This is a genomic window from Bradyrhizobium sp. SZCCHNRI1009, from assembly GCF_032487575.1.
Taxonomy (GTDB): Bacteria; Pseudomonadota; Alphaproteobacteria; order Rhizobiales; family Xanthobacteraceae; genus Bradyrhizobium.
This window is the reverse complement of the sequence record NZ_JAUEUL010000001.1, coordinates 302,298-314,598: the sequence shown is the minus strand read 5'-3', so window position 1 is coordinate 314,598 and position 12,301 is coordinate 302,298. Positions and strand designations below refer to the sequence as shown.

At 65.7% G+C, this 12,301-nt stretch carries 11 protein-coding genes; 5 read left to right on the top strand and 6 right to left on the bottom strand.

What is annotated here, in order from left to right:
* Positions 1-3 precede the first annotated feature (3 nt).
* The 3 genes from QX010_RS01475 to QX010_RS01465 all read right to left on the bottom strand — a co-directional run bounded on the left by QX010_RS01475 (position 4) and on the right by QX010_RS01465 (position 7,105).
* Positions 4-1,905, bottom strand: a complete 1,902-nt coding sequence (locus QX010_RS01475; RefSeq protein WP_316177165.1) for a feruloyl-CoA synthase — start codon at positions 1,903-1,905, stop codon at positions 4-6.
* A gap of 1 nt (position 1,906) precedes the next feature.
* Complete coding sequence (locus tag QX010_RS01470; protein WP_315805726.1) at positions 1,907-2,710, bottom strand: crotonase/enoyl-CoA hydratase family protein; 804 nt, start codon at positions 2,708-2,710, stop codon at positions 1,907-1,909.
* A 903-nt stretch (positions 2,711-3,613) separates the two neighbouring features.
* Positions 3,614-7,105 (bottom strand): indolepyruvate ferredoxin oxidoreductase family protein, encoded by a 3,492-nt coding sequence (locus tag QX010_RS01465; RefSeq protein WP_316177163.1) that lies wholly within the window; start codon positions 7,103-7,105, stop codon positions 3,614-3,616.
* Between the two features lie 77 nt (positions 7,106-7,182).
* Here QX010_RS01465 and QX010_RS01460 point away from each other — a divergent pair, with 77 nt between their 5' ends.
* Entirely contained in the window at positions 7,183-7,359 is a 177-nt protein-coding gene (locus QX010_RS01460) for a hypothetical protein (protein ID WP_316177161.1), read from the top strand.
* Between the two features lie 63 nt (positions 7,360-7,422).
* On the opposite strand, the gene QX010_RS01455 is transcribed toward QX010_RS01460, so the two are convergent.
* Positions 7,423-8,067 (bottom strand): trimeric intracellular cation channel family protein, encoded by a 645-nt coding sequence (locus QX010_RS01455; protein WP_316177159.1) that lies wholly within the window; start codon positions 8,065-8,067, stop codon positions 7,423-7,425.
* Positions 8,068-8,217: 150 nt separating this feature from the next.
* On the opposite strand from QX010_RS01455, the gene QX010_RS01450 reads away from it, so the two are divergent.
* Both QX010_RS01450 and QX010_RS01445 read left to right on the top strand, forming a co-directional pair.
* A complete protein-coding gene (locus tag QX010_RS01450) occupies positions 8,218-8,631 on the top strand; it encodes a hypothetical protein (RefSeq protein ID WP_315800940.1) in 414 nt (137 codons plus the stop codon).
* A gap of 213 nt (positions 8,632-8,844) precedes the next feature.
* Positions 8,845-9,153, top strand: a complete 309-nt coding sequence (locus QX010_RS01445) for a hypothetical protein (protein WP_316177157.1) — start codon at positions 8,845-8,847, stop codon at positions 9,151-9,153.
* Positions 9,154-9,220: 67 nt separating this feature from the next.
* On the opposite strand, the gene QX010_RS01440 is transcribed toward QX010_RS01445, so the two are convergent.
* Both QX010_RS01440 and QX010_RS01435 read right to left on the bottom strand, forming a co-directional pair.
* Positions 9,221-10,039 carry an isocitrate lyase/phosphoenolpyruvate mutase family protein gene (locus tag QX010_RS01440; protein WP_316177155.1) on the bottom strand — a complete coding sequence of 273 codons (819 nt, stop codon included), beginning with the start codon at positions 10,037-10,039 and terminating at the stop codon, positions 9,221-9,223.
* Positions 10,040-10,085: 46 nt separating this feature from the next.
* Positions 10,086-10,400, bottom strand: coding sequence for an NIPSNAP family protein (locus QX010_RS01435; RefSeq protein ID WP_316177153.1), 315 nt, complete (start codon positions 10,398-10,400; stop codon positions 10,086-10,088).
* Between the two features lie 75 nt (positions 10,401-10,475).
* On the opposite strand from QX010_RS01435, the gene QX010_RS01430 reads away from it, so the two are divergent.
* Together QX010_RS01430 and QX010_RS01425 are read left to right on the top strand one after the other, a co-directional pair.
* A complete protein-coding gene (locus tag QX010_RS01430; protein ID WP_315714525.1) occupies positions 10,476-11,174 on the top strand; it encodes a winged helix-turn-helix domain-containing protein in 699 nt (232 codons plus the stop codon).
* 105 nt (positions 11,175-11,279) lie between these two features.
* Positions 11,280-12,284, top strand: coding sequence for an alpha/beta hydrolase (locus QX010_RS01425; RefSeq protein WP_316177151.1), 1,005 nt, complete (start codon positions 11,280-11,282; stop codon positions 12,282-12,284).
* The last annotated feature ends 17 nt before the right edge of the window (positions 12,285-12,301 follow it).

Sequence of the window (12,301 nt, the reverse complement as noted above, 5' to 3'; positions counted from 1 at the left end):
CGATCAGCCAGCGATGATGATGTCGTCGTCCGGCGTCGCGGCGTAGATGCGTTCGATCAGGTCCTTGCGGTTCTCCAGCACGGCGCGCTGGTTGATCGATCCCTTGTCGGTGACCTCGCCCTTGTCGATCGACAGCGGCACGCCGAGCAGGACGGCGCGCGTGATGCGCGTCGACGAGCCGGTCGCGGTGCCCTGGAACTTGGCGAAGCGCTCGCGGAACGCCTGGACGATGAGCGGATCCGCCGCCGTCGCGGCGAGATCGTCCATCGGCAGGGTCGCATTGATGAGCCGGCAGCCGTCGAGATCGAGCACGACGATGGCCGCGATCTCGTCGCGGTTGATGCCTGCGATGATGACGTCGCGCGCCAGCGGCGCGCAGGCGGCGATGAAGCGCGCCCTGAGAGGACCGACCGAGACCCAGGTGCCCGACGCCAGCTTGAAGTCCTCGGCAACACGGCCGTCGAAATCGAAGCCGGCATTGAAGTCGTCGGGATCGACGGGCTTCAGCGCGTCGCCCATCTTGTAGTAGCCTTCGTCATCGAAGGCCGCGGCCGAGACCTCCGGCAGGCGCCAATAGCCCGACGTCACGTTCGGCCCCTTGGCGCGCACTTCCATCTTGCCGTTGTTGGGAACGAGCTTGGCCTCGTTGCCGGAGACCGGCAGGCCGACATGGCCGGAGCGGCTGGTGCGCGGATTGACCGACATGAAGAACGGTGCGGTCTCGGTGGAGCCGAGGCCCGTCAGCATCGGCACGCGAGTGCCCGTCTCGGCCACCGAGAGCTCGTCGAGCTCGTTCCAGACATGTGGCGCGAGTGCGGCGCCGGAGAAGAACATCGCGTGCAGCCGCTGGAAGAAGGACTTCCGCAGCGCCGGGTCCTCGCGGAAATAGGGCAGCAGCGACTCGTAGCCCTTGGGGACGTTGAAATAGACCGTCGGCGAGATCTCGCGCAGGTTTCGCACGGTCTCCTCGATGCCGCCGGGCACCGGTTTGCCCTGGTCGAGATACATCGAGCCGCCGTTGAACAGGGTCAGGCCGATATTGTGGTTGCCGCCGAAGGTGTGATTCCATGGCAGCCAGTCGATGATCACGGGCGGCTCGTCCTTCAGGAAGGCGAGTGTCTCGCGGATCATCACCTGGTTGGCACAGATCATCCGCTGGGTGTTGATCACGGCCTTCGGATTGCCGGTCGAGCCCGAGGTCAGCAGGAATTTCGCGATCGTGTCGGGGCCGATCTTGTCATGGGCGGCGTCGAGGCCAGGAAACAGCGGCGATGCGATCAGATCGGCGAGCATCGTGATCTTGCGGCCCGGCACCGAGCCGAACGACGCCACGATCTCGGTGCCGTCGGGTACGTTGGCGATGAGCGCGTCGGCGAACTTGTCGGCGTCGTCGACGAAGACGAGGCCCGGCGTCAGCAGCTTCATCAGATAAGCGAGCTTGCCGTAGTCGCGCGACACCAGCGAATAGGCCGGCGACACCGGGCAGAAGGGCACGCCGGCATAGAGCGAGCCGAACGCGACCAGGGCATGATCGATCGAATTGCCCGACAGGATCATCACCGGGCGGTCCGGCGAGAGTCCGCGGGCGAGCAGCCCCGAGGCGATGTGCCGGCTCGCCGCCAGCAGTGTGGCATAGGTCAGCTCGCGCCAGCCCTCGGGCCCGACGCGCTCGGCCATGAACACGCGCTCTGGTGTGGCTTTGGCGAAGTGATGCAGCCGATCCGTGATCCGCTGCGGATAGTCGCCGAGCGGCTGCTTCGGACGGAGATAGATGGTGCCGTCGTCGCGGCGATCGACGGTGACCGCGGGATCGTTGAACGAGATCGCGCGCAACGGATGAACACTGGCGGTGCGCGCCGTGTCGTCCGTTCCTCCCTGTGTGCTTCTTATTGTTTGTGTGGTCATGTCACGTCGGCTTCACTTTGGCGGTCTTGTGATCGAGGAAGGCGCGGATGCGACTCTTGGCCTCCTTGTCGCTCTGCGCGACGGTGGCCATCAGCGATTCCATCAGCAGACCGGTCTGCGGATTGGCCTCCGCGATCATCGGCAGCGCCTGCAGCACCGCGAAATTCGTCAGCGGCGCGTTACCCGCGATCTTGGCGGCCAACTCCATGGCCTTGGTCATCGAGGCACCGGCCTCGACGAGATATTGGGCGAAGCCGTAGGACGAGCCTTCGGTCGCGGAATAGACGCGACCGGTCAGCATCATGTCCATCATGCGGGCGACGCCGATCAGGCGCGGCAGCCGCACCGAGCCACCGCCTCCGACGAAGATGCCGCGCTGGCCTTCGGGCAGCGCGAAGTAAGCCGACGGCTCGGCGACACGGATATGCGCGGCGCAGGCGAGCTCGAGACCGCCACCGATGACGGCCCCCTTCAGTGCGGCGATCACCGGCACGCGGCAATACTGGATGCGGTCGAACACGCGATGCCACATCTGCGAGTGCACCAGGCCCTCGGTCGCGTCGCGCTCGCGCAATTCGGAGAGATCGAGGCCGGAGGAGAAATTGTCGCCGAGGCCGTGGATCACGACGCAGCGGACGTCGTCGGGCAGGCTGGTGAAGCGCTCGCCGATGGCGAGGATGATGCCGTCATTCAGCGCGTTGCGCTTGGCCGGGCGGTTGAGCCCGATCGTCAGGACGGCGCCCTGCTGTTCGATCTGCAGCAGAGACGGATCGCCCGCTGGCGTGGCGGTGTCGGCGTTTCCCATCGCTTGATTGTGTCCTGTTCAGAATAGTTATGTTTTATAACGATCTTCGCGGGAGTCAATAAGCGGCGCCCGACATCATGTTGTGCGATGCAAAACAACAAGCCGCGGGGGGCGCGGCCAGACGCAGCATGGTAAGGCCCGCCTGCGCGCAAAGGCAAATGACATGATCCGGCATTCCCGCGGCGAAATCACGCCCGGGGCTTTGCTGATCGTGTTCACCCTCCGGTGCGGAGGGCGCAGGGAAGGCCAGGCGTCGGCTGACGCCTGCGGCCCGCCTGCGAAAAAAATGCAGGCGGCAGGTACCACAGGTGCAGCCGAGAACACCCGGCCTTCCCTGCGCGATGGTCTTCACGCTTATACGCAGTCTGCCTGGTGCGCCGGGCTTGTTGGCCACCATGATCCGCGCGGCGCGTCAGCGCCGTCACGAACGTGACACCAGCGTCGGGGTGCCAGCACGCTGCGACTTCACGTCCGCGCCGAACCGTTCGTCCGCGCATCCCTCAAGGACACGCTGCGGCTCCATCGCGGCCATCGCTCCCCGCCCCGCGTGTCGTGACGATCGCGCGCAACGCCCCTTCCGAGTGAGGCGGGATGGCGGCAATAAAGCATGATTTCCGATATTCGTCAATATAAATCTGTAAATCAGAATTTGAACGAGGCCTGTCACCCGGGTGAGCGCAGCGACACCCGGGACAGCCGTCCCGCATATCGCTTCGCTCATGCGGGCTACGGCTCTCTCCGCGTCATTGCGAGCGAAGCGAAGCAATCCAGGACGGCCCGTAGGACTCTGGATTGCTTCGTCGCTGCGCTGTTCGCAATGACGTTGAAACCGTAGGGTTCCGAGCTTGCGGTGAGACGGTGGGCACGCGCCGCCAGGGGCGGCGCTTTGCCTACCCTACGGCCCTACTCCGCCGCCATCTGGCGTGGCGCCGACGGCGGGTTGGCGAGGTCGGCCGCCAGTTGCGCGTAGCGCGCCTTGGCGTCCTGCACGGCCTTGTCCTTCACCGGGCCGTAGCCGCGGATCTTGTCGGGCAGCGACAGGAATTCGACGGCGATGTCGGCATTGGCGGGCGACAAGAGGCTGAGCACCGTCGCGACGTCCTTTTCGTAGCCGGCGATCAGGTCGCGCTCCATCTTGCGCTCGGCGGAATAGCCGAAGATGTCGAGCGGCGTGCCGCGCAGGCCCTTCAGCCTCGCCAGCAGCCGGAACATCTTCATCATGCCCGGGCCATAGCTCTTCTTCTTCGGCCGGCCCTGGGGATCGAGGCCGGAATTGAAGATCGGCGGCGCCAGGTTGAAGGAGATCTTGTAATCGCCTTCGAAGGCGTCGTGGAGCTGCTTCTCGAAGGTGCCGTCGGAGAACAACCGCGCCACCTCGTACTCGTCTTTGTAGGCGAGCAGCTTGGCGTAGTTGATCGCAACGGCGCGCGGAAGTGCCTCGCCGTAGCCGCCCTTGTCGGCGGCCTCGCGCACCTGGTCGACCAGCTTGCGGTAGCGCTTGGCGAGCCGGGCGTTCTGGTAGGCCGCGAGATAGGTCATGCGATGGGCGATGATCTCGTCCAGCGTCATCGCGTCGAGCGATTTCGGCGGCACCGTCTCGTCCTGTCCGGTCATCATGCCGGCGACGCGCTCGGGGTTGACCACCACGAGGCGGCCGAGCCGGAATGCCTCGGTGTTCATCTTGACCGCGACGCCGTTGATCGCGATCGCCTTCTCGATGGCCTCGGCCGAGAGCGGCAGCAGGCCCTTCTGATAGGCATAGCCCATCATCATCATGTTGGTGGCGATGGAGTCGCCGAGCAGTGCCTCTGCCGGCTTGGTGAAGTCGAAGAACGTCGAGTCCTTGCGCAGCGCCGTTTCCAGCAGGCTCGTCACCTTGCGGTTCTGGAAGTTGAAGTCGCGGTTGAGCACGAAGTCGGCGGTGGGAATGAGATGGCTATTGATGACGCCATGGGTGCGCTCGGCATCGCACAGCGTGATCGTCTCCTTGGCACCCGCGACCACCTCGTCGGCGGCGATGACGAGATCTGCGGTGCCGGTGACGATGCGCGAGCAGGTCACGTCGGCGGTGTTCTCCGACAGGCGGACGTGGCTGAGCACCGCGCCGCCCTTTTGCGCGAGGCCCGACATGTCGAGGATCATCGAGGCCTTGCCCTCGATATGGGCGGCCATGCCGAGCAGCGCGCCGATGGTCAGCACACCGGTGCCGCCGACGCCGCCGACGGCGACATTGTAGGGCCGCTCCAGCGACGGCTTGGTCAGGGGCTCCGGCATCACGCCGATGTCGCCGAGCTCGGCCGGAGCCCGCGAGCGCGGCTTGCCGCCGTCGATGGTCACGAAGGACGGGCAGAAGCCCTTCACGCAGGAATAGTCCTTGTTGCAGGACGACTGGTTGATGACGCGCTTGCGGCCGAGTTCGGTCTCCAGCGGCTCGACCGAGATGCAGTTCGACTGCACCGAGCAGTCGCCGCAGCCTTCGCAGACGGCCGGGTTGATGAAGACGCGGCGCTGCGGATCCTCCATCGTGCCGCGCTTGCGGCGGCGGCGCTTCTCGGCGGCGCAGGTCTGCACGAACACGATGGCGGAAGCGCCTTTGGTCTGGCGCAGCGTCTTCATGACGTTGTCGAGCTCGTCGCGATGCGCCAGCTTGACGCCGGGCGCGATGCTGTCGGCCGGATAGGCATCCGGGTTCTCTGAGACCAGGTAGATCTCGCGGATGCCCTCGGAATGCAGCTGGAAGGTGATCTGCTGCGGCGACAGATCGCCGTCATGGCGCTGGCCGCCGGTCATCGCGACGGCGTCGTTATAGAGAATCTTGTAGGTGATGTTGGCCTTGGAGGCGACCGCCTGGCGGATCGCGAGGCTGCCGGAGTGGAAATAGGTCCCGTCGCCGAGATTGGCGAAGATGTGCTCCTCATTGGTGAACGGCGCGATGCCGACCCACGGCACGCCCTCGCCGCCCATATGCGTGAAGGTCTCGGTGTTGCGGTTCATCCACAGCGACATGAAGTGGCAGCCGATGCCGGCGAGCGCGCGGCTGCCCTCGGGCACTTTCGTCGAGGTGTTGTGCGGACAGCCGGAGCAGAAATACGGCGTGCGCGCCACCGGCGAGACCAGCTGCATCTGCGAGGCGTCGCGGCCGTTGAACCAGTCGGCCTTGGCGCGCAGCATCGCCTTGATCTCGGGATTGAGGTCGAGGCGAAGAAGCCGCTCCGTGAGCGATGTCGCGAGCGAGGCGACGGAGAGCTCGGTCGCGAACGGCAGGAAGCGCTTGTCGTGGTCGTCCATCTTGCCGACGATGCGCGGGCGGACGTCATCGCGCCAGTTGAACAGCTCCTGCTTGACCTGGTTCTCGACGATCTCGCGGCGCTCCTCGACGATGAAGATCTCCTCGAGCCCGACCGCGAACTGGCGCACGCCCTCCGGCTCCAGCGGCCAGGGCATGCCAATCTTGTAGAGCCTGAGACCGATCTTGGCGGCGACCTCCTCGGTGATCCCCAGCTCGCGCAGCGCCTGACGGATGTCCTCGTAGCTCTTGCCCGACGCCATGATGCCGTAGCGGGCGTTCGGCGAGTCCATCGTGATGCGGTTGACCTTGTTGGCGCGGGCGAAGGCGATCGCGGCAAAGCCCTTGTAGTCCTGCAGCCGGCGGTCCTGGTCGAAGCGATCGTCGGGCCAGCGCAGATTGAGGCCGCCCGGCGGCAGCTCGAAGTCGGTGGGGATGACGAACGGCGTCATCTCGTCGTTGAGGTTGATCTCCGCGGTCGTCTCGACCGTCTCGGTGATCACCTTCATGCCGACCCAGCAGCCGGAGTAGCGCGACATGGCGATGCCGAGCAGGCCCATCTCGATCATCTCGTGGATCGAGGACGGATAGAGATAGGGCATCAGCGCCGACATGAAGGCGTGGTCGGACTGGTGCGGCACGGTAGAGGACTTGGCGCCGTGGTCGTCGCCGGCGAGACAGAGCACGCCGCCGTTCTTGGCGGAGCCCGCGGCATTGCCGTGGCGGAACACGTCACCACAGCGGTCGACGCCGGGGCCCTTGCCGTACCAGATGCCGACCACGCCGTCATACTTGCCGCCGGGCGACAAATGAAGCTGCTGCGAGCCCCACACGGCGGTCGCTGCCAGGTCCTCGTTCACCCCGGGCTGGAACTTGATGTTGTACTGCTGGAGATGCTTGCGCGCGGAGAACAGCTGCTGGTCGTAGCCACCGAGCGGCGAGCCGCGATAGCCGGAGATGAAGCCGGCGGTGTTGAGGCCGGCGGCGCGGTCGCGCCGGATCTGGGCCATCGGCAGCCGCACCAGCGCCTGGATGCCGGTCAGGAAGATGTGGCCGGAGCTTGCGGTGTATTTCTGGTCGAGATTGATCTCGCTCTCGTTGATGCCCATTCCGCCCTCTTGCCGTGCTTTATCAGGGGTGCGCCGCTGCCGCCGGACGGCGGAAGCGCGCGTTCTGCCAATCATTTATGTCTGCTTTTGAAGAATGCGCATCACAAATCTCGTCCGCGCAGGGCAGCCAACCGAAATCGCAATTTCATGGCGGCAGCCGGCTGCGGCTTTTGCGGTTTGTGTCGAAAACGGCGGCTGCCGCGAAATGGGATGATGCGCGCCATGGCTTTGGCGGCTCGGCGGACGGTGACTGAACCGTTGTGGCCGGCGCGATTCTGGCCCCAACGAATTGTGCAATGCGATAAGACCGCCGCCGTTCAGCCACGCTCCTCACCTGAAAAGACGAAGCGCGGCATGTTCCATTTATAGCGGATCGCGAGCAGCCGGAACGACAGTCCGAGCGCGAAGGTCAGCGCCGTCCACCATCCGCTGGCGATGCCGAGCGACAGCCCCGTCGCATAGACCAGGCCCGTGACGAGGGAGACGCTGGCGTAGAGCTCGGCGCGAAACAGCAATGGCACGTCATTGCACAGGATGTCGCGCAGCACGCCGCCGGCGCAGCCGGTGATCATCCCGGCGACGATGACGATGCCGATCGGCACGTTCATCTGCCAGGCGATGTCGCAGCCGGTCATCGTGAACACGACGAGGCCGACGGCATCGAGAACGAGGAACGCCATCGTCAGCCGGTGAACCAGGCGCGCCATGGCGATCGTCACGAACGGCGCCAGCACGGTGAGCAGCAGCAGGGACGGCCGCTCGACCCAGGCGAGCGGATAGTGGCCGAGCAGAACGTCGCGCAAGGTGCCGCCGCCGAGCGCGGTGATCGCCCCCAACAAACAGACGCCCATCCAGTCCATGCTGCGGCGTCCCGCCGCGAGCGCGGCCGTCATCGCCTGCGCCGCCAGCGCCACCCAGGTCAACAGATGCAGCACGCTGTCACCGGGCGGCAGGTTCCACATCGAGGGGGCTCCAGCTGGACAGAGAATCGCAAAGCAGGCGAGGAACCTTAGCGCGGCACGCAACGGATCGACTGGGGGAATTCGCAAGGTTTCGCGGAACAGAGCCGGGGCTGCGCTGGTTGTCGGGTGACAATCGCAAAGGAGGACATCATGGCCAACGAACGGCTCCCGAACGAACGCTATCCCGACGGCATCAACCGGCCGGACATGACCACGCGCCCCGGCATGGCCGGTGCTGACATGACCGCTGCCGAGTACGAGCGCGCGGCGCGGATGGACAGCCAGCTGCAGCCCGATCCCGAGCTGAGGGAAGGCTCCGCCTCGACCGGCCGTATTGCCGCCTACGCCCTGGGCATCGCGATCCTGCTCGGCGCCGTGTTCTACGGCCTCAACAACATGTCGATGCGTAGCGATCAGGCGAGCACGACGCCCGCCTCGCAGTCGGCGTCGACGAGCAATGGCAGCAGCAACAGCTCGTCCGGCGTGACCACCGGCGCCGCGGGCGACCGCACCACGCCGCCGCCGGCCCCGAAGGCTCCGACCAACACCAACAACGCGAAGTAATTCGTCAACTATCCCACGAACGGCGTGCCGCCGTTCTCAACTCGGGCGGCGGATGAGCGATCGTCCGCCGCCTTTTTGCGCCCGCTCATCACCAAGGCTGATATCGGCGCGCGCGTTATGGCGCCAACAAACGAGTTTCAAGGTGGAACGATCTGCGCGCTTGCCGATTGCCTGTGCGGCACTTTGACCCACACTGATTGGAGGAGATTTGTGATGAAGGCTTTCATTTTCGCGGCCGCAGCAGGCACGCTCGTGATGACCGCAGCACAGGCTGCGCCGCTCTCGGTCGACGTCTCGGCCGTCCCCCAGCGCGACGTCCAGACCGTCCGCATGGTCTGCAACGAGGACGGCCATTGCTGGCGCGAGCGCCATGAGCGCCGTGTGATCATTCACGAAGACCGCGACTCCTACGCCTATGCGCCGCGCGAGCGCTACATCGAGCGTCGCACCTATGAACACCGCGACGGCATCGGCATCCGCGCCCCCGGCGTGAGCGTCGGCATCGGAACGGACCGCTACTGAACAGTCGTAGCGAACGGATTGGAAAAGCCGCGGCAAGTCCGCGGCTTTTCTACATGCGTGGCCCAACTCAACCGAAGAGCTTGTTCAGCTCGCCGCCGGGATAGCCGCCTGCCAGCTCGGTGAAGGTGCCCTGCTCGGCCATCTCCCTGGCCGCGCGCATGAAGCCGGCCCAGGCCATCCGAGCCAGCGAACCGCCGACGCTGATGCGGCGCACGCCGAGCTCGGCGGCCTGGCTGAGTGAGAGACCGGACGCCCCGATCAGCAGGTTGACCGGCTTTGGCGCCACCGCTTTGACGACCGCCATGATCTCCTCGACCGACTTGATCCCGGGGGCGTAGAGACAATCCGCGCCAGCCTCGGCATAGGCCGTGAGACGCTCGGTCACCAGCGCGAGGTCGGGCTTGCCCCAGAGAAAAGCCTCGCAGCGGCCGGTCAGCAGGACATCGCCGCCGCTGGCATCGATCGCCTGGCGCGCGGCGCGGATGCGCGCCACCGCCAGTTCGCGTTCGTAGAGCGGATCATCCTTGTCACCCGTGGAGTCCTCGATCGACAGACCCGCGACGCCGGTCGCGACCGCACGCGTGACGTTGGCGGCCACGCCCTCGGGGGCATCGGCGAAGCCGCCCTCGAAATCGGCATTGACGGGAATGTCGACCGCCGCTGACAGCGCCGCCAGATGCGCGAGCATCTCATCGAGCGTCGTGCCGGTGTCGGCCTTGCCAATCGACCACGCGAAGCCGGCGCTGGTCGAGGCGATCGCCTTGAAGCCGAGATGCTGCAGCATTTTCGCCGTGCCGGCATCGAACGGGTTCGGCAAAATAAAGCAGCCGGCCTCGTGCAATTTGCGAAAGGCCGCGCGCTTGTCCGCCGTGCTGGTCACCGTCATGTCATCCTCCCATGCATCTCTTCGTTGCACCAGGATAGTCCCGCTCTCATGGCGCCGCCACGACATTGCGCAGAAATGTTCGTTCTTCGCCCAGAATGAGTTTGTGCTCCTCCGCGAGTGCGAAGTTCGCCCGTCCCTCGCCATCGCTTCGCAAGGTTGCGCGATAGCGCTCGTAAGCCGCGAGACTGTCGAATGAAATCAGGCCATAGGCGACGTCGTTGGTGCCTTCATGAGGCATGAAATAGCCGATCAGGTCGCCGCCGCAGCGGGGAATGATCGACAGCCAGCGCCTGGCGTAGGCTTCGAACACGTCGCGCTGATGCGGATCGATGCGATAGCGGATGAAGACGGTGATGGCCATGACAACCTCCGGTAAGTTTCGTATCATCGACACTATCCGCTTGCGGGGCGAGAATGCTTCGGCTAGCATCGAACTATGAAATCGGGTCCGGACATTGCGATGGTGGCGGCGCTGGTCGGCGATCCCGCCCGCGCCAACATGCTGACGGCGCTGCTCTCGGGCCGGGCGCTGACCGCGACCGAGCTCGCCCAGGAAGCGGGCGTGACGCCGCAGACGGCGAGCTCGCATCTTGCCAAGCTCGAAGGCGGCGGCCTGGTCGAGCCGGAAAAACAGGGCCGTCACCGCTACTACCGGCTCGCCGATCCGGACGTCGCCGACGTGCTGGAGAAGCTCGCCGGCCTTGCCGCGCGCGCCGGCCACATGCGGGTGCGCACCGGACCGAAGGAGCCGGAGCTGCGGCGGGCGCGCATCTGCTACGATCATCTTGCCGGCGATCTCGGCGTGCAGATGCTCGACAGCATGACCCGGCAGAAGCTGGTGCGCCGGCGCAAGCAGGAGATCGTGCTGACCGAGGACGGCAAACATTTCCTGGCGCAGCATTTGCGGATCTCGCCGGAAATGCTGGCGCATCCGCGCCGGCCCGTCTGCAAGGCCTGCCTCGACTGGAGCGCGCGGCGGCATCATCTCGCCGGCACGCTCGGCGCAGCGTTGATGAAGCGCTTCACCGAGCTGAAATGGGCGGCGCGCGATGCCACTCCAGGCAGTCGCGTGGTCAATTTCAGCCGCGCCGGCGAAAAGCATTTCGCGGCGCTGTTCGGTCCGGCCGAGGACTGACGATCACGTGCTGTTTATCGCAGCAATGCCTTCGTGCATTGCGGCCAGAGCGAACGCAGGGCACGGCGAGACGGTTGACGACCCCATCTCGCTCCCGGAGTCTCCATGTCCCGTTTCGCTGCCGCGCTCTGCGCTGCCCTGCTCACCGTCGCGCCGATCGCCGCCCGCGCTGTGGAGATGCCGCGCGAGCCCTATGGCATCAACCTCGAAGGCTTCGCCTATCCCTACCCGGTCAGCCTGCTGCCCTTGGTCAACGACAGCGAGCAGCTGCGCATGGCCTACATGGATGTCGCGCCGGCGCAGCCGAACGGCCGCGTTGCGCTGCTGCTCCACGGCCGCAACTTCCCCTCGAGCTACTGGGCGCCCGTGATCAAGACACTGACCGACGCCGGCTTCCGCGTCGTGGTGCCCGACCAGGTCGGCTTCGGCAAATCAACCAAGCCGTCGGGCGAACTGCATTTCGACACGCTGGCGCGCAACACCATGACGCTGCTCGATCACCTCGGCATCGCCAAGGCCGACATCGTCGCGCATTCGATGGGCGGCATGCTGGCCGTCCGCATCGCCCGCGCCTATCCCGACCGGGTCGCGCATCTCGTGCTGACCGCGCCGATCGGGCTCGAGGACTACCGCGCCTACGTGCCGCCGGTCCCGTCGGAAAAGATCAGCGAGAGCGAGGACCGGCTGACGTCGGACGGCTATCGCAAGCAGCTGGAGACCAACTACGCGCTGAAGCTGCCGCCGGAGCAGGTCACGCCGTTCATCGATGCCCGCTTCAACCTGAAGCAAAGCGCCGACTATCCGCGCTGGCTGAAGAGCTTCGTCAGCTCCTATCAGATGATCTACCGCGAGCCGGTGGTGCACGAGATCCCGCTGCTGACGCAGCCGACGCTGTTCATCATGGGCGCGGACGATCACAACGCGCCGGGACGGCCGAACGCGCCGGAAGCCTTGAGAGCGAAGATGGGCCAGAACGCCGAGCTGGCAAAGGACCTGGCCAGCCGGATGCGCGATGCCCGCGCCGAGGTGGTCGCCAATGCCGGCCACCTCGTCTTCCTCGACGCGCCGGACAAATACGACGCGCTGCTGCTGGACTTCCTCGGCAGGTAGTTCAAACGGACACGACC